Annotated in this window: 18 protein-coding genes and 1 other RNA gene; 11 read left to right on the forward strand and 8 right to left on the reverse strand. The window is 62.5% G+C overall.

The genetic code is table 11. The features are described 5' to 3' along the window. The first annotated feature begins 41 nt into the window (after nucleotides 1-41). The 8 genes from JMJ54_RS02350 (at nucleotide 42) to JMJ54_RS02385 (ending at nucleotide 9,941) form a co-directional block, all read left to right on the forward strand. Nucleotides 42-1,250 (forward strand): branched-chain amino acid ABC transporter substrate-binding protein, encoded by a 1,209-nt coding sequence (locus tag JMJ54_RS02350; RefSeq protein WP_203536337.1) that lies wholly within the window; start codon nucleotides 42-44, stop codon nucleotides 1,248-1,250. 144 nt (nucleotides 1,251-1,394) lie between these two features. Then, a complete protein-coding gene (locus JMJ54_RS02355; RefSeq protein ID WP_203536338.1) occupies nucleotides 1,395-4,823 on the forward strand; it encodes a proline dehydrogenase family protein in 3,429 nt (1,142 codons plus the stop codon). A 323-nt stretch (nucleotides 4,824-5,146) separates the two neighbouring features. Next, nucleotides 5,147-6,076: a branched-chain amino acid ABC transporter permease gene (locus JMJ54_RS02360; RefSeq protein WP_203536339.1), complete on the forward strand. Its 930-nt coding sequence runs from the start codon at nucleotides 5,147-5,149 to the stop codon at nucleotides 6,074-6,076. A gap of 16 nt (nucleotides 6,077-6,092) precedes the next feature. Then, nucleotides 6,093-7,187, forward strand: coding sequence for an ABC transporter permease subunit (locus JMJ54_RS02365; RefSeq protein ID WP_203536340.1), 1,095 nt, complete (start codon nucleotides 6,093-6,095; stop codon nucleotides 7,185-7,187). Further along, entirely contained in the window at nucleotides 7,184-7,954 is a 771-nt protein-coding gene (locus JMJ54_RS02370) for an ABC transporter ATP-binding protein (RefSeq protein WP_203536341.1), read from the forward strand. The genes JMJ54_RS02365 and JMJ54_RS02370 overlap by 4 nt, the downstream gene beginning before the upstream one ends. A 12-nt stretch (nucleotides 7,955-7,966) precedes the next feature. Beyond that, nucleotides 7,967-8,680, forward strand: a complete 714-nt coding sequence (locus JMJ54_RS02375; protein WP_203536342.1) for an ABC transporter ATP-binding protein — start codon at nucleotides 7,967-7,969, stop codon at nucleotides 8,678-8,680. A 64-nt stretch (nucleotides 8,681-8,744) separates the two neighbouring features. Further along, complete coding sequence (locus JMJ54_RS02380; protein ID WP_203536343.1) at nucleotides 8,745-9,500, forward strand: YdcF family protein; 756 nt, start codon at nucleotides 8,745-8,747, stop codon at nucleotides 9,498-9,500. A 72-nt stretch (nucleotides 9,501-9,572) separates the two neighbouring features. Next, a complete protein-coding gene (locus tag JMJ54_RS02385) occupies nucleotides 9,573-9,941 on the forward strand; it encodes a hypothetical protein (protein WP_203536344.1) in 369 nt (122 codons plus the stop codon). 60 nt (nucleotides 9,942-10,001) lie between these two features. Here the strand turns inward: JMJ54_RS02385 and JMJ54_RS02390 are convergent, their stop codons facing one another. The 7 genes from JMJ54_RS02390 to JMJ54_RS02420 all read right to left on the reverse strand — a co-directional run bounded on the left by JMJ54_RS02390 (nucleotide 10,002) and on the right by JMJ54_RS02420 (nucleotide 13,399). After that, nucleotides 10,002-10,775 (reverse strand): peptidylprolyl isomerase, encoded by a 774-nt coding sequence (locus tag JMJ54_RS02390; protein WP_203536345.1) that lies wholly within the window; start codon nucleotides 10,773-10,775, stop codon nucleotides 10,002-10,004. A 53-nt stretch (nucleotides 10,776-10,828) separates the two neighbouring features. Next, nucleotides 10,829-11,098 (reverse strand): BolA family protein, encoded by a 270-nt coding sequence (locus JMJ54_RS02395; protein ID WP_203536346.1) that lies wholly within the window; start codon nucleotides 11,096-11,098, stop codon nucleotides 10,829-10,831. A 7-nt stretch (nucleotides 11,099-11,105) separates the two neighbouring features. Next, the gene (locus JMJ54_RS02400) at nucleotides 11,106-11,408 is read right to left on the reverse strand and encodes a YciI family protein (protein ID WP_203536347.1); all 303 of its coding nucleotides are present in this window, start codon (nucleotides 11,406-11,408) and stop codon (nucleotides 11,106-11,108) included. A 2-nt stretch (nucleotides 11,409-11,410) separates the two neighbouring features. Then, nucleotides 11,411-11,965 carry a septation protein A gene (locus tag JMJ54_RS02405; protein ID WP_203536348.1) on the reverse strand — a complete coding sequence of 185 codons (555 nt, stop codon included), beginning with the start codon at nucleotides 11,963-11,965 and terminating at the stop codon, nucleotides 11,411-11,413. 3 nt (nucleotides 11,966-11,968) lie between these two features. Next, nucleotides 11,969-12,181 (reverse strand): hypothetical protein, encoded by a 213-nt coding sequence (locus tag JMJ54_RS02410; protein ID WP_203536349.1) that lies wholly within the window; start codon nucleotides 12,179-12,181, stop codon nucleotides 11,969-11,971. 87 nt (nucleotides 12,182-12,268) lie between these two features. Beyond that, an RNA gene (ffs, locus tag JMJ54_RS02415) (signal recognition particle sRNA small type) lies at nucleotides 12,269-12,366 on the reverse strand. 13 nt (nucleotides 12,367-12,379) lie between these two features. Then, nucleotides 12,380-13,399, reverse strand: coding sequence for an asparaginase (locus JMJ54_RS02420; RefSeq protein ID WP_275411027.1), 1,020 nt, complete (start codon nucleotides 13,397-13,399; stop codon nucleotides 12,380-12,382). A 62-nt stretch (nucleotides 13,400-13,461) separates the two neighbouring features. Here JMJ54_RS02420 and smpB point away from each other — a divergent pair, with 62 nt between their 5' ends. After that, nucleotides 13,462-13,905 (forward strand): SsrA-binding protein SmpB, encoded by a 444-nt coding sequence (gene smpB / locus JMJ54_RS02425; protein WP_203536351.1) that lies wholly within the window; start codon nucleotides 13,462-13,464, stop codon nucleotides 13,903-13,905. A 43-nt stretch (nucleotides 13,906-13,948) separates the two neighbouring features. Here the strand turns inward: smpB and plsY are convergent, their stop codons facing one another. Continuing rightward, complete coding sequence (gene plsY, locus JMJ54_RS02430; protein WP_373310129.1) at nucleotides 13,949-14,554, reverse strand: glycerol-3-phosphate 1-O-acyltransferase PlsY; 606 nt, start codon at nucleotides 14,552-14,554, stop codon at nucleotides 13,949-13,951. A gap of 88 nt (nucleotides 14,555-14,642) precedes the next feature. Between plsY and JMJ54_RS02435 the strand changes: the two genes are divergently transcribed. Together JMJ54_RS02435 and JMJ54_RS02440 are read left to right on the forward strand one after the other, a co-directional pair. Continuing rightward, nucleotides 14,643-14,999, forward strand: a complete 357-nt coding sequence (locus tag JMJ54_RS02435; protein WP_203536352.1) for a dihydroneopterin aldolase — start codon at nucleotides 14,643-14,645, stop codon at nucleotides 14,997-14,999. A gap of 120 nt (nucleotides 15,000-15,119) precedes the next feature. Next, complete coding sequence (locus JMJ54_RS02440) at nucleotides 15,120-16,019, forward strand: Tim44 domain-containing protein (RefSeq protein WP_203536353.1); 900 nt, start codon at nucleotides 15,120-15,122, stop codon at nucleotides 16,017-16,019. Nucleotides 16,020-16,089 lie beyond the last annotated feature (70 nt).

Raw genomic sequence — 16,089 nt, forward strand, 5'->3', positions numbered from 1 at the left:
ATCAAACGCAAGACAAGATCTACCACCTGGGGAACGAGAGCATGAGCATCGCACGTTACAGCCTGATCGCAGCCGCAGTGCTGTCGATTTCCGCCTGCGGCAAACAGGAACCGGCCCAGCAGGCCGCCAGCGAACCGGCCGCATCGGCCGCTTCCGCAGCGCCCTCGGGCGGCGGCGACACGGTCAAGCTCGGCCACGCCGCACCGCTGACCGGCAACATCGCCCACCTTGGCAAGGACAACGAATACGGCGTCAAGATGGCGATCGACGAGATCAACGATGCCGGCGGCGCCGACATCGGCGGCAAGAAGGTCAAGTTCGAACTGGTTTCCGAAGACGACCAGGCCGACCCGAAGACCGCAACGACCGTGGCACAGCGCTTTGTCGACCAGAAAGTCGTTGGCGTCGTCGGCCACCTGAACTCGGGCACGACGATTCCGGCCTCGAAGATCTATTCCGACGCGGGCATCCCGCAGGTTTCGCCGTCGGCCACCGCCGTCGCCTACACCGCGCAAGGCTTCAAGACTACCTTCCGCGTGATGGCCAACGATGCACAGCAAGGCAAGGTGCTTGGCGAGTTCGCTGCGACCAAACTCGGCGCCAAGAAGGTCGCCATCGTCGATGACCGCACTGCCTACGGTCAGGGTCTGGCTGACGAGTTCGAAAAGGCCGCCAAGGCATCGGGCGCCGAAGTGGTGAAGCGCGAGTTCACCACCAATCAGGAAACCGACTTCAACGCCATCCTGACCAGCATCAAGGGCGCCAAGCCCGACCTGATCTTCTACGGCGGCATGGACGCACAAGCTGCGCCGCTGAAGAAGCAAGCCAAGAAACTGGGTATCGGCGCCAAGATCATGGGCGGCGACGGCACGCAGACACCGGAGTTCATCAAGCTGTCGGGCAGCGACTCGGAAGGTATGATCTCGTCGAGCCCGGGCATGCCGAAGGAACAAATGCCGGGCGGCCAGGCCTTCCTCGACAAGTTCAAGGCCAAGTTCGGCACCGAAGTCCAGCTGTACGCGCCGTACTGCTACGACTCGGTCAAGGTTCTGGTCGAAGCGATGAAGAAGGCGGGTTCGACCGAACCGGCCAAGTATCTGCCGGAACTGTCGAAAATCGAATATCAGGGCGTGACCGGCAACGTGTCGTTCGACGACAAGGGCGACCTGAAAAACGGCCCGATCACCCTTTATCAAGTGAAGGGCGGCAAGTGGGAAGTCCTCGAAATCGCGGGCGGCGCAGCCAAGTAAGCCCTCCCGTTTCGACAAAGCGGCGTCTTCGGACGCCGCTTTTTTATTGGCGGCAGAACAACACCCTCCCTTCCCCGATGCGCTCGCCAGCGCATTGCACGGCGGTGCTGGCTAAGCTGGAGCAAGCGCGCAAACGGAACCGCCATGCCAGCCACCGGGCGTATTACGCCATTCGACCTCGCCCAAACCCATTTTGCCGACGAAACCCATCTGGTTCGTCGCCTCCTCCCGCTGGCACGGCTGTCCGCAGACGAGAACACCAGTGTGCAACGGTACGCACCATTGGTTGTCGAGCAACTGCGTGAACAGCATCGCCGGGGTAACGGATTCGATGCACTGTTGGCCGGCTTCCCGCATGACAGTCCTTCAGGCCAGGCGCTATTGACGCTGGCTGAAGTCTTACCCCGCATGCCGGACGACGCCAGCACCGACAGGATGATCATCGAGGCACTGCATGCAGTGGACTGGCAGCAGGTCAATGCGTCGTCAGCGGTGGTTCGCCTGGCGCGCTGGACCCTCGTGCGCGCAAGCAGCTGGAGCGAACACGAGCGGACCGAACCCTTGGTCAGACTCGGATTGCGCAAGGCGCTCCGCGAACTGGGTCGTCACTTCGTCATCGCCGAGCGGATCGACGACGCGCTTGCGCGGCGCAACCCTGCCTTGAGCTACTCGTTCGGCATCCTCGGCGAAAGTGCACAGACCCAGGCCGATGTCGATCGCTACGAGACCGCTTGCCGGGATGCACTGCTGGCGCTTTCCAGCGACGCCGCAGCAAGAAAATCCGGAATTTCGCTCAAACTGTCGGCACTCCATCCGCGCTACGAGCCCCGCCAGATCGATCGGGTGCGTGAAACGCTCTGGCCCCGACTGCGCGCACTCGCCCAACTGGCGCACCAGCACGATATTCCGCTCACGATCGACGCAGAGGAAAGCGATCGTCTGTTATTGGGTCTGATGCTGTTCGAACGACTGCTGGCCGAGCCGGCGCTGGCCAACTGGGACAGGTTGGGCATCACCGTGCAGGCCAGCCAGAAGCGGGCCATCGCGCTCATCGACCAGCTGGTCGAACAGGCCCGCCTCCATCAGCGGCGTTTTGGCATCCGGCTGGTCAAAGGCGCGTACTGGGACGACGACATCCGGCAGGCACAGCGTGAAGGCTGGGCCGACTACCCTGCATTCACGCGCAAATCGCACACGGACATCAGCTACCTGGCCTGCGCCCGCCGTTTGCTCGATGCCGGCGAGATCGTCGTTCCCGTATTCGCCACGCACAACGTCGACACGGCCCTTGCGGTTCATGCGATCGCGGCGGGCCGGCCCTTCGAGTACCAATGCCTGTTCGGTCTGGGCGAGTCGTTGTACGACCTGCTGCCCGGCCATGGCCTGCCACCCTGCCAGATTTATGCGCCGGTTGGCGATGAGATCGCCCGGCAGCCTTATCTGATCCGGCGGTTGCTTGAGAACAGTGCCAACAACGTCGTCCTCCAACGCTTGCTGGCCAGTGACGAACCGGGCACCTCCTATTGCGACCCGATGACCGATGCCCTCGCCCATCCCGAACCCGCCCTGCCGCCACCCTGCCATCGTGCCGACGGGGACCTCGCAGCGACGGGAATATGCTGGAGCGATGCGACTGCGACGTCGCTGCTGGCGCAAGCCCTTGCCCCAAGCGACCGCCATACCGCCACGCCCACGTACCCGGCCCCCGAGGCTAGCCGGAGTGGCCGGGTGATTTTCGAATCGGCACGGCCGGATGTCTGCCTCGGCCATACCGTCGATGCCAGCGATGCCGACATCGACTTCGCTTTGACGCGCGCCAGCTCGATCGCCCCCGTCTGGGCAGCAACACCGCCGGACATACGCGCCAACTGCGTCAATGCCATGGCCGACGCCTTGGTCGAAAACCGGGCGACCTTGCTGCACCTGCTGGTTCGGGAGGCCGGCAGGACACCGGCCGATGCACTGGCGGAATGGCGCGAAGCCGTTGCGCTCTGCCGGCAACACGCCCGCCACGTGCAAGAGGAATGGGGTAGCCCCAAGCCACTCGGCATCGTCGCAGTCCTTGGTGCCAGCGCATCGCCGCTGGCCACCTTCGTCAGTCATATTGCAGCGGCACTGGTCGCAGGCAATCCGGTTCTGGCCAAACCGGCCTCGCCCACGGCACTGATCGCGGCAGCGGTAATCGCCGCCGGCCACATGGGCGGGCTGGATCGCGACGTGCTTCAGCTGCTGCCCGGTGGCGCGACCGTAGGGGCCCGTCTCGTCGCCGACCCGCGGATCGGCGGTGTCGTGTCGGCCGGCTCGGCGGCAACGGCACACGCCCTTCAGCGGAGTCTGGCGCGCCACGAGGCACTGAAGCTGCTACTGGCGAAATCCGGCGGACTGAACACCCTGATCGCCGACACATCAACGTGCACTGAACACGTGGTGCGTGATGCGATCACCAGCGCCTTCTCGCACGCCGGCCAACACGCCAGCGCATTGCGCTTGCTGTGCATTCCGTATGGATCGGCCAATGAACTGATTGCCAGGCTGCACGCCGCCATGGCCGAACTCCGGCTCGGCGATCCGGCCGCGACCAGCACCGACGTCGGCCCCCTGATCTCCGCAAGCGTCGCCGAGCAGGTGCAGGCGAACATTGCCGCACTGCATCGCGCCGGTTATCCGGGCGCCCAGCACGGCATCGTCGATGGCTTCGTGCCGCAAACCCTCGTGGCACCGACCTTGGTCGAAATTGATCGCCCCGACGCACTGCCGGCAGGATTCACCGGCCCCGTGCTCGCAGTACTGCGCTATGCGCCCGAGCAGCTGCCAGCCTTGCTGAGCAGTCTCGATACCTGCATGCAGGGTGGCAGCCTGGCGATCTACAGCCGCGGCCCGCATTTCATCGACGCGGTTCGCGCACGCATTCGTTCCGACGCGATTCACATCAACTGTACCCCCACCGGCTCGAACGCATGGCAAGACAGTCTGGTTGACCTGATGACCCGGGATGGCGATCCGTTCCGGCCCGGCGCCGTTGATCCAGCCATTCAACAACTTGCCGAGCGGCTTCACAGGCTGGTGGACCGCGACTGCGAACCCGATAAAACAGCTGTGCTGCACATGCTGATTGACGACACGACGGCCCGCTCGCCGGTCGGCCGCCATGAAGAAAGGGCGGCACCGGCCGGAGAGCGGCAGACGCGCATGTGGCGCCCCCTCGGGCTGATTGCCTGCCTCGGCCACGATGCGACCATGCTGCGCCAGCAGTTGATCGTGGTTTTGCTGACCGGCAATACCGCAGTGCTTCCCGACCTCGACGCGCCTGCTGTATGGGCATCCGAACTGGCCGGGCACTGCCAAATCGCCCCCGATCCGCTCGCGTTGCCGATCGTCGCCTGCCTGTGTGCCACCCCGCCAACTGTTGCATTCAAACAGCATCTGGCGCAGCGGGGCGACACCATCGTCTCGCTGATCACGCCCATCGCGCAGAACCGCTACCCGCTCCATCGCCTTGTCAGCGAAACGGCAGTTTGGGAGACCCTCGCCTCGGGCTGCGGCAGCGCGGATTTGCTCGACACAGCCAAGTAAAACCATCATTTCAAACGAACGACCCACAAGTGTCTGACTAGGGTGTCAGCCGGCTGCACCGGATGATGCTAACCGTACTAGCCTCGCGGCTCACAAGTAAGGGAAAGCACCAAGTATTGAAGGCTTGACGCGCGAATGTAAGTTTTCAACATCCACTGCTACGGTAATAATCACGTAGAACTGCACCGCTCCGCAGCGCCGACCACAAGCCGGCAACGGGTGGTGAACACCGCGTCCCACCGGATACGGCCGGGCCTGGCGCCATGCCAACCCCGATCAGGCAACAACCCGCAAAGCAAAAAAAGCGCTACGAGGACACTACGGTGGACATATTCCTGCAACAAATCATCAATGGCCTGGTGGTCGGCAGCATTTATGCGCTGATCGCACTGGGCTACACCATGGTGTACGGCATCATGCAGCTGATCAATTTCGCCCACGGCGAAATCGTCATGATCGGCGCCATGGTCACCATCACCTGCATCAATCTGCTGATCGGCGCCGGCGTCAATCTGCCCGGCCCGCTGCTGCTGCTGGCCGGCCTGCTGATGGCCATTCCGATCTCGATGCTGCTTGGCTTCACCATCGAACGCGTGGCCTACCGGCCTTTGCGACGTGCGCCACGGCTCGCGCCGCTGATCACGGCAATCGGTGTATCGATCGTGCTTCAGCAAGTGGCGATGCTGATCTGGGGTCGCAACTACCGGCCCTTCCCGCAAATCCTGCCCACCACGGTGCATGACTTCTTTGGTGCAGCCGTCACCGACCTGCAGATCGCCATCGTCATCCTGTCGCTGGTGCTGATGGCCGGGCTGTTCTGGCTGATCGAGAAAACCCGCCTCGGCCGGGCGATGCGCGCGACCGCGCAGAACCCGGAAGTCGCCGGCCTGATGGGCGTGAACATCAATACGGTGATCTCGATGACCTTCATCATCGGATCGTCGCTCGGCGCCGTTGCCGGCGTGATGGTTGCCGCCAACTATGACCAGGCCCATGCCTACATGGGCTTCATGATCGGCCTGAAGGCATTCACCGCCGCCGTGCTTGGCGGTATCGGCAACATCGGCGGCGCTGTCGTCGGCGGGCTGTTGCTCGGCATCATCGAAAGCCTCGGCTCTGGCTACCTCGGCGATCTGACCGGCGGCTTCCTCGGCAGCCACTACAAGGACATCTTCGCCTTTGTCGTGCTGATCGGCGTGCTGGTCTTCCGTCCGTCCGGCCTGCTCGGCGAACGTGTTGCAGAACGCGCCTGATCCGCGGAGAGAAAACATGCAATCGAAAAAACAGATCATTGCCTTCGCCGCGCTCGCGGTCGTGCTGGCCATCCTGCCCTGGGCGATTACCGGCGGCTTCGAGAACGGCAAGTCGTGGCTTCGTGCGGTCGACTTCGCGCTGCTCTACATCATGCTCGCGCTCGGCCTCAACATTGTCGTCGGCTTCGCAGGTCTGCTCGACCTCGGCTACATCGCCTTCTATGCAGTCGGTGCGTACTCGTTTGCGCTGCTGAACTCGCCTCATCTGGCACATGTGCTGCCGGCGTGGCTGATGAATCCACCACTGCTGGTCATGTTGCTGATCGCAGCCTGCGTCGCCGGGGTATTCGGCGTATTGCTCGGCACGCCTACGCTGAAATTGCGAGGTGACTACCTGGCCATCGTGACGCTCGGCTTCGGCGAGATCATCCGCATCTTCCTGAACAACCTGGACCGTCCGGTCAACATCACCAACGGCCCGCAAGGCATCAACAACATCGCCAAGGTCAACATCGCCGGTTACGACCTCGGTCGGCCGATCGAGTGGTTCGGCATCGTGTTCGATACCGTACACCTGTACTACTACCTGATTCTGGCGTTCTGCTGTCTGATCATCTTCGTCACCCTGCGCCTGCAGCGCTCGCGCATCGGTCGCGCCTGGGTAGCAATTCGTGAGGATGAGATCGCCGCCAATGCAATGGGCATCAACACCCGCAACGTCAAGCTCCTGGCCTTTGCGATGGGCGCGTCGTTCGGAGGCGTTTCGGGCGCCCTGTTCGCCAGCTTCCAGGGCTTCGTGTCGCCGGAATCGTTCGTGCTGATGGAGTCGATCATGGTGCTGTGCATGGTCGTGCTCGGCGGCATGGGCCACATCCCTGGCGTCATCCTCGGCGCGATTCTGGTATCGATCACGCCGGAAATACTGCGCGACGTGATCAACCCGCTGCAATCGGCCGTCTTCGGCAAGCGACTCTTCGATCCGGAGAACCTGCGCATGCTGATCTTCGGCCTGGCCATGATCACCATCATGCTGCTGCGACCCGAAGGGCTGTGGCCATCCAAGCGTCGCGCCCGCGAGTTCCATGAGCACGACGAGGAGGCCAAGGCATGAGCGCCCCGCTGCTGAAAATCGATGGCATCCACAAACGCTTTGGTGGCCTGCACGCGCTGAACGACGTTGCACTGTCGATCAACGCCGGCGAAATCTACGGCCTCATCGGCCCGAACGGTGCCGGCAAGACCACGCTGTTCAATGTCCTGACCGGTCTGTACCAGCCCGACGAGGGCAGCTTCTCCTTCAACGGGAAGGACCTGTTCCGGCAGAAGCCCTATGTCGTTGTGGAGTCGGGCATTGCCCGCACCTTCCAGAACATCCGGCTGTTCGCCAACATGACCGCGCTCGAGAACGTCATGGTGGGCCAGCACGTACGTACGGCTGCCGGCGTGTTCGGCGCGGTCTTCCGCGGCCCGAAGGCCAAGGCCGAAGAAGCTGCGATCGCCGCCCGGGCGCAGGAGCTGCTCGACTACGTCGGCATCGGCAAGCGCCATGACGAACTGGCGCGCAATCTCAGCTATGGCGACCAGCGCCGGCTCGAGATCGCGCGGGCGCTGGCCACCAGACCGACCCTGCTGGCACTCGACGAGCCGGCGGCCGGGATGAATCCGAAGGAAACCGACCAGCTCAAGGCGCTGATGGAAAAAATCCGGGCCGACGGCGTCACCATCCTGCTGATCGAACACGACGTGAAGCTGATGATGGGTCTGTGCGACCGGATTGCCGTGCTCGACTACGGCAAGAAGATCGCAGAAGGCATTCCAGAAAAAGTGAAAAACGACCCACGCGTGATCGAGGCCTACCTCGGCGTCGCGCCGGAATAACGGAGCTCATCCATGAACCCGCTCCTCGAAATCAAAGACCTGAAAGTGGCCTACGGCGGCATTCATGCCGTCAAGGGCATCGACCTCGACATCAAGCAAGGCGAACTCGTCGCACTGATCGGCGCCAACGGTGCCGGCAAAAGCACTACGCTGAAAACGCTGGTCGGCATGGTCAAGCCCGCCGGCGGTGAAATCCGCTTCGACGGCAAACCGACCGCCAAGCTTGCGCCCTACGACTATGTGGGCCGGGGCCTGGTTCTCGTACCGGAAGGCCGGGGCATCTTCGGCCGCCTCACCGTCGAAGAGAACCTTCAGATGGGCGCCTACGTGCGCAACGACAAAGCCGAGATCGCCAACGACATCGACCGCGTCTTCAGCCTGTTTCCGCGCCTGAAGGAGCGCCGGGCCCAGCTGGCCGGCACGCTCTCCGGCGGCGAACAGCAGATGGTCGCCATCGGCCGGGCCATGATGAGCCGACCCAAGCTGTTGCTGCTCGATGAACCTTCGATGGGTCTGGCACCGATCATCGTGCAGAAGATTTTCGAAATCATCCGAATGATTGCAGCCGAAGGCGTCACCATGTTGCTGGTCGAACAGAATGCCAAGCTGGCGCTGCAGACTGCCGATCGCGGCTACGTGATGGAATCGGGCCGGATTACCCTGGCTGACAGCGCAGCCAACCTGCTTGCCAACGAGAAAATCCAGCAGGCTTATCTGGGCGAGTAAAATCCCGCCGGATTGCTACCCCGTAACGGGCCGCTGCATGCGGCCCGTTTTACTTGAGCCGACCATGCCCGCCCCCGCCTTCATCGCTAAAGCCGCGGTCTCCGCCCTGTTGCTTCCCCCTACCAACGCGCTGATCCTGATTCTCGCCGGCCTCTGGTGCTTGCGTCGCAGGCCATGGCTCGGGCGCAGCCTGATCGGCATCGGCGTGACATCGATTTACCTGCTGTCGACACCGCTGCTTGCCAATGCACTGATGCAGGCGCTGGAGCCGCCACCGGTATCCGCAAAAGCGCTGGCGGAGTCGACCGCAATCGTCTGCCTGGGAGGCGGCAAGCGTTTCGGGGCGTACGACGAGCCAGGTGGCGAAGCGGTCAACAACGCCACGCTGGTGCGGCTTCGTTACTGCGCACGACTGGCACGGCAAAGCAGTCTGCCGGTACTGGTGTCGGGTGGCGCCCCCGTTGGCGGCATTCCGGAGGCCGGTCTGATGGCCACAACCCTGCATGACGACTTCGGCATCACCGCCCGCTGGGTTGAAGCCGGTTCCGACGACACCGCCGACAACGCAAGGCTCAGCGCTCAAATGCTGCTGCCGCACTATCGGCGCATCATCCTCGTCAGTCAGGCCTGGCATCTGCCACGCGCAATGCAGGCCTATCGCGCAGCTGGGTTCGACGTCCGTCCGGCCGGCACCGACTACGCCAATCGCGAACCGTTCAGCGTACTGTCGCTTCTCCCCAAGGACCGTGCGCTTTACGCCAGCAGCGTAGCGATGCGCGAGCTGATCGGGCAGCTTTGGTACAACATCAGGCGCAGCTGAACGGCAATCACGGCGTCTGCGCATACAATCTCGTTCAACCCTGAGCAACAGGGACAAGAAGAGGAGACAAAAATGATCAGATACCTGCCCGCACTGGCCGTTCTGGCCCTGCTTGCCGGTTGCGAGCCGGCACCGGTTGTACCCGGTGCAGCCAGCACGCCCAGCGTCGCCACGGCGCCGACACCCGTCCACAATGCCGATGACCGCGCATCGAACCCCTTGCTGAACGTCCCGCCCGATGCCTTCATGAGCGTGATCGGTGACTGCGGCAACAAACTGTTCGGCAAGAAGCCGGATGGAAGCGCGACCATCGATTGCCTGGCCGAAATTCGCGCTTCGGCGCGCAAGGCAGGCCTTGGCGAGATCAGCGACATCCAGTTGGCCGATCCCTACATCAGCGAACGCTGGCGCAGCGAAATGGCAAAGCAATCGCAGCATTGATTGATCGCAGCCCCATAAAAAAACCCCGCCGGAGCGGGGTTTTTTGCGAATGGCTGAGGCTTACTGCACCTTGGCCTTCGAGACGAGGTCCTCGACGTACTTCTGGACCTTCTGGCCTTGCATTTCGCGCTGCAGTTCCGGCTTCACTTCCTCGAAGCTCGGGCCCTTGGCATCGCGGGTCTCGTCCAGCTTGATGATGTGGTAGCCGAACTGGGTCTTCACCGGAGTCTGGGTGATCTGGCCCTTGGTCAGCTTGGTCATCGCGCCCGAGAATTCCGGCACGAAGCTGTTCGGGTTCGCCCATCCCAGATCGCCACCCTTCTCCGCGCTGCCCTTGTCGAGCGAGTTCTTCTTCGCCAGATCGGCAAAATTCGCACCCTTCTTCAGCTGCGCGAGGATGGCCTTCGCCTGGGCTTCATCCTTCACCAGGATGTGGCGGGCATGGTATTCCTTGCCGCTGAAGTTGGCCTTGATCTTGTCGTACTCTTTCTTGAGTTCGGCGTCGGAGATCGGGTTGGCCTTGACGTAATCGCGCACCAGCGCGCCGACCAGCACTTGCTGACGCATCATGTCCAGTTGAGCCTGGACTTCAGGGTTCTTGTCGTAGCCCTTCTTTTGCGCTTCCTGATACAGCGCTTCATTGCGGATCAGGTCTTCCTTGATCTTGGCACGCAGTTCCGGCGAGTCCTTCTGGCCGCGCTCGGTCACTTGCTTGACGAAAAGATCCATGCGGCTGTCCGGAATGGCCACGCCGTTGACGGTGGCTACGTTGCCGGCAAAAGCGACGCTCATGGCCAGGCCGAGAGACAGTGCAATCAGTTTGGGTTGGCGCATCGAAAACATCCTTTGTGATGGTTCGTGATGATGAAGGTTTGTATTGCTTTTATTCAAAGCTCATCCGGCGTCAGCGCTTTCAGGCTGAGCGCGTGGATACGGTGCGGCATCAAATCGCCCAGCAGCGCATACACCTTTCGGTGGCGCGCCAGCGAATTGAGCCCGGCAAATGCGTCGGAGACGATCAGCACGTCGAAGTGCCCGCCTCCCGCCGCTGCACCGGCGTGGCCGGCATGTGCGGCGCTGTCGTCGTGTACGTCCAGCGCTTCTGGCGCCAGCACGGTCAGACGGCTGCGGATTTCGTCTACAAGCGGATTTGTCATGAATTCGTCAGGGTAACACGTGCTTGAAAGGCTTGACGACGACCGAGACGTAGACGTCGGCGGCGCGGTACGGATCGGCATCGGCCCAGCTTTGCGCGGCGTCGAGGCCGTCAAACTCGGCAACGATCAGGCTGCCCGAAAATCCGGCCGGCCCGGGATCGACGGCATCGACAGCCGGAAACGGCCCGGCCAGAACAAGCCGCCCTTCGTTTTTCAGCGTTTCAAGCCGGGCCAGATGGGCCGGGCGGGCTGCCAGCCGGTCGGCCAGACTATCGGCCCTGTCGGTGGCAATGATGGCGTACAGCGGCATGCTTATTCCTTGCTTTGATCCGGCGTAGCGTCGTCAAGATAACGGCTCAGCACCAGACCTTGTCCGAGCACGAACAGCAAGGTCAGACCCAGCGTGCCAAACAGTTTGAACTTGACCCAGATGTCTTCGCCAAAATGGAAGGCCACGAAGAGGTTCAACGCACCCATGGCGGCGAAAAACACCGCCCAGGCCAGATTGACCTTGTCCCATACCGGCTGTGGCAGCTGCAATTGCTGCCCCATCAGCTTTTGCATCAGGTTCTGGTTGCGCAGCCATTTGGCACCGAGCAACAGCACCGCGAACACCCAGTAAAGCGCCGTCGGTTTCCAGAAGATGAAGGTTTTGTCGTGCAGCAGCAGCGTCGCGCCACCCAGCACCGTCACGAGGCCGAAACTGAGCCAAAGGGTCGGTTCGACCTTGCGCCAGCGGATCCACGAATAGGCCACCTGCCCGCCTGTCGTCACGATGGCGACCGCCGTAGCGAGGAACAAATCGTGGGTAATCGAGTAGGCGCCGAAAAACAGCAGGATCGGAAATAGATCGAAGAGGAACTTCATTGACTAGCCGTAACGTCGGAATGCGGCATTATGCAGCGGTGGTAGTGGCAAAAACAAGCCAAAATCTACCCCGCCGAGCCAGGAACTTCCTGCCGTCGGGCGAAAAAAAAGCGCCGCGGGAAGGCGGCGCTCAAATACCACTGGAGATACACGAAGCATCAGCTTGCGAAACCCATAGTGCGCCACCGTCGCGGCCTTCGCCTTGATCGCGGTCAAGTTTGCGCTCGACGCCCCGCGCGAACCTGCGGAAATGAAAAAAGCCGGATTGCTGTCTGACAAGCAATCCGGCTTTTTTCGAATCTGGGTGGCGAGCCCGACCCCCGGCACTGGCATCAAAAGCTGTGGCTGCTTCCTTCCGGACCTGACCAAGTTCACCTTCTAGCCATGCGGGGAGACCCGCCATCGAAGGAGTGACTATACCACAGCGCGCCCCGTCGTGGAATCGGCTTCACCATGCTCGCCGCACCAATCCTCGACAAACGCCCGCGCGCGCGCCTCGACCCCGTGCCCTTCACGCAAAACGGCATACAACTTGGTCAGCGCGGCCTCCGGCGTCATCTGCCCTCCGTCAAGCATCGCACCATCCGCCAGCACACCCGCCGCATACAGACCCGGCCGCGCCGTACCACGCGGACAAATGCTCAGATTGACCACCGGTATCCGCACGGCCAAATCGGCCAGCACCGACAACAAGTCAGGATGGGCCGGCACGTTGCCGCTACCGAAACTTTGCAGCAGCAAGGCATCCGGCGCCGCGTTTCGCAGTGCATCGGCCAGCCATTCGACACTGAATCCGGGCGCCAACTGGACATGCAATACACGCGCCGCATCATTGACGGGAAGAACGTCCGGCGACACGCCTTTTGCGGGCAGCCGGAACCGTGCCAACGCAAACTCCCATCCGCCGGCAGCAAACCGACCAAGCGGCAATTCGTTCGGCGCGGCAAACGCATCGTCGTCATCACAATCGAGCTTGCGGACCCGGCACCCCCGCCACAACTGATTCGCCATCACGACGCCCACCTCGGCGAACCCCTCGGGCCGGCCAAGCAATGCCAGCGCCGCCTTGACGTTGCCAGGCGCGTCACTACCGGGTTCGAACCATGGGCGCATTGCACCGGTCAGCAGCACCGGCTTGTTCAGGCCACGCAACAGCATGGACAACGCTGACGCAGTCCAGGCCAGCGTATCGGTGCCATGCAGCACCAGAAAGCCGTCGTACTCGTACCCCCGCCCGATGATGTCAGTTGCGATCCGGTTCCAGTGCGCCGGCCCCATTGCGCTGGAGTCGAGCAAGGGCGTGTATTCGATCAGATCGGCATCGGGCGCCAACTGCTGCAAACGTTCGGTCAGCGCGCCCGGCACCGGCGCAAGCCCGGCCGGACCGGGCTGCATGCCGATGGTGCCGCCAGCGTAAATAACCAAGATAGACATGTTGACCTCGTGCGATAGCCGGTGCTGTGGTTAAAATTGCGTTTTGCTTTCGAATCGCAGCCATGACCATTGTCGACAACCGCAAGGCGTTTCACGACTACTTCATCGAAGAGCGCTTCGAAGCCGGCCTTGTGCTCGAAGGCTGGGAAGTCAAATCGATTCGCGCCGGCCGGGTTCAACTGAAAGAGTCCTACGTCAGCTACATCAAGGGCGATTTCTGGCTGCTCGGCGCGCATATTTCGCCGCTCTCAACCGCATCGACCCACGTGATGCCGGACCCGACCCGCATCCGCAAACTGCTGCTCAAGGCCAGCGAAATCGAGAAGCTGTCGGTCAAGGTCGAGCGCGCCGGTTACACCGTCGCCGCCCTGAACATGCACTTCACCCGCGGACGGATCAAGCTGGAAATCGGTCTCGCCAAGGGCAAGAAGCAGCACGACAAGCGCGAAACCGAGAAAGAGCGTGAGTGGCTGCGCGAAAAGCAGCGGCTGCTGCGCGCCAAGTGAACACGATGCTAACGAAAACGGCCCGCAATGCGGGCCGTTTTCGTTAGCGCGCCTTGTCGCCGATCCGGCTTTCCTTGCCCGACAACAGGCCGCGAATGTTTTCATGGTGACGTGCAATCAACAGCACGGCGATGAAGCCGACGGCATACCAGTACACCGGCTGCGGCATCCACCACCAGGTGAGCACCGGTGCAATCACGGCCGCCAGCAAGGCAGCCAGCGATGAAATCTTGAAGCCCTTGGCCATCACCAGCCAGACCGCCATCACGACCAGACCGACCCGCCAATCCAGCGCCAGCAAAATGCCCGCGGCAGTTGCTACGCCCTTGCCGCCCTTGAAGCGGAAGAACACCGGCCACATGTGCCCCAGTGCCACGCCGACCGCAGCCAGCGCGATGGCTGCGTCCCCCAGACCCAGCTTCGGCGCGACCAGTTGCGCCAGCCACACGGCCAGCCAGCCTTTGAGCGCATCGCCGGCCAGCGTCAACGCGGCAGCTTTTTTGTTGCCGCTCCGCAAGACATTGGTCGCGCCCGGATTGCCCGAACCGTAGCTGCGCGGATCGGCCAGACCCATCACGCGGGAAACGATCACGGCGAACGACAGGGAGCCGATCAGATAGGCAGCAAGGGCAAGCATTAGCGAGGACACGGTCAAATCCACTACAATCGCGGGCTTGGCATTGTAAGTCATTGCGGGGCGAGCGCAGCAATTCGCGCATAAGTCACGCAACAGGAACATGGACACCATCTATTTGCACGGCGTTCGCGCCCAAACCCTGATCGGCTGGTACGACTGGGAACGCACGGCACAGCAGGACGTCGAACTCGACCTCGACATCGGCCTGCCTTCGAACCGCGCCAGCGCGTCCGACGACCTCGTCGATACGATCGATTACGACCTGGTCGTGCGCACGCTGCGCGACGAGCTGACGCAGCAGCATTTTCTGCTACTTGAAGCACTCGCGGACTTCATCGCCCGCGTCCTGCTCGAACGGTTCGGCACCCCCTGGGTGCGCGTCTCGGTCACCAAACTTGGCATTTTGCAAGACGTCGCGCGCGTCGGCGTCACGATCGAACGCGGGCATCGCACCTAGGACGGCTCCGGCTTTCCTGGCAAAAATCGATCCGCGGCATTGAACTTGTCGGCCGGCACCCCCACTAAGAGTGGCAATAGTTAACAAACTCCAGACCACAACCACATGGGACCCCGGTTCATGACAACTCGGCCGATGCGCCAGCACCTGTTGCTGGGCCTTCTCACGATTTCGCTTTTTGCCAGCCCGCTCGCCGAAGCCAAGCGTCTTGGCGGCAGCCGCTCAACCGGCATGCAACGCAGCACCGCGCCCAAACAGGCACCGCAAGCGCCAATGCAACAGGCCGCGCCAGCCCCTGCACAGACACCGGCACAACAACCCGCCCGCAGCGGCGTTGGCACGGCACTGGCCGGCGCAGCAGTCGGCGCAGCCGGCGGCTACATGCTCGGCAAGGCCATGAATGCATCCGGCACTGCCGAGTCACAAGGCAGCAGCTTCCCCTGGGGCTGGATCCTGCTACTGGGCGGCCTGACCATCGCCGGCGTGATGTTCATGCGTCGTCGCGCGCAGGCGGGCCGCACGGCTCCGGCCGGCTATGCGCCGGCTGCAGCAGGGGGCGCCAACTGGCAATCCCAGCCGGCTCCGCAGTCCGATCGCGTCTTCCGAATGGGTGACGGCATGGGCACCGCACCGGCCGCGCAAGCCATCACCCGCCTGCCCGACGGCACCGAAAGCGCGGCGTTCCTTCGTCAGGCACGCGCGAGCTTTCTGCACATGCAGGCACTGAATAGCCCGGAGCAACTGGAAGAGCTGCGCAACTACCTGACCCCGGAAATGTTCACCTCGCTGCAAGCCGAAATCGGCAGCAATCAGGACATAGCCGAATTCCCGGAACTGCAAGCCGAAATGGTCGACGCAGGCGAAAGCAACGGCCAGCTCGTTGCCAGTGCACGCTTCTTCGGCAAGGTCAGCGAATCGCTGGGCGCGCCGGCCGTGCCATTCTCCGAAATCTGGCACTTCGTCAAGCTCAAGCCCAACGATCCGCGCTGGGTACTGGCCGGGATCCAGCAGGTCAATTAAACGATCCGCACGACGCAAAGGGCATCTATCAACGCGAAACGGATTGATTTGGCTTACAATGCAGACAAAT

The organism is Jeongeupia naejangsanensis, from assembly GCF_016865585.1.
In the GTDB taxonomy this organism is placed as follows: Bacteria; Pseudomonadota; Gammaproteobacteria; order Burkholderiales; family Chitinibacteraceae; genus Jeongeupia; species Jeongeupia naejangsanensis.

Coding starts and splice junctions, on each gene's coding strand:
- JMJ54_RS02375 (WP_203536342.1), top strand. CDS start 7,967: ATGAACCCGCTCCTCGAAATCAAAGACCTGAAAGTGGCCTACGGCGGC.
- JMJ54_RS02420 (WP_275411027.1), bottom strand. CDS start 13,399: ATGTCTATCTTGGTTATTTACGCTGGCGGCACCATCGGCATGCAGCCC.
- JMJ54_RS02435 (WP_203536352.1), top strand. CDS start 14,643: ATGGACACCATCTATTTGCACGGCGTTCGCGCCCAAACCCTGATCGGC.
- smpB (WP_203536351.1), top strand. CDS start 13,462: ATGACCATTGTCGACAACCGCAAGGCGTTTCACGACTACTTCATCGAA.
- JMJ54_RS02365 (WP_203536340.1), top strand. CDS start 6,093: ATGCAATCGAAAAAACAGATCATTGCCTTCGCCGCGCTCGCGGTCGTG.
- JMJ54_RS02370 (WP_203536341.1), top strand. CDS start 7,184: ATGAGCGCCCCGCTGCTGAAAATCGATGGCATCCACAAACGCTTTGGT.
- JMJ54_RS02380 (WP_203536343.1), top strand. CDS start 8,745: ATGCCCGCCCCCGCCTTCATCGCTAAAGCCGCGGTCTCCGCCCTGTTG.
- JMJ54_RS02400 (WP_203536347.1), bottom strand. CDS start 11,408: ATGCCGCTGTACGCCATCATTGCCACCGACAGGGCCGATAGTCTGGCC.
- JMJ54_RS02395 (WP_203536346.1), bottom strand. CDS start 11,098: ATGACAAATCCGCTTGTAGACGAAATCCGCAGCCGTCTGACCGTGCTG.
- JMJ54_RS02390 (WP_203536345.1), bottom strand. CDS start 10,775: ATGCGCCAACCCAAACTGATTGCACTGTCTCTCGGCCTGGCCATGAGC.
- JMJ54_RS02405 (WP_203536348.1), bottom strand. CDS start 11,965: ATGAAGTTCCTCTTCGATCTATTTCCGATCCTGCTGTTTTTCGGCGCC.
- JMJ54_RS02355 (WP_203536338.1), top strand. CDS start 1,395: ATGCCAGCCACCGGGCGTATTACGCCATTCGACCTCGCCCAAACCCAT.
- JMJ54_RS02440 (WP_203536353.1), top strand. CDS start 15,120: ATGACAACTCGGCCGATGCGCCAGCACCTGTTGCTGGGCCTTCTCACG.
- JMJ54_RS02350 (WP_203536337.1), top strand. CDS start 42: ATGAGCATCGCACGTTACAGCCTGATCGCAGCCGCAGTGCTGTCGATT.
- JMJ54_RS02385 (WP_203536344.1), top strand. CDS start 9,573: ATGATCAGATACCTGCCCGCACTGGCCGTTCTGGCCCTGCTTGCCGGT.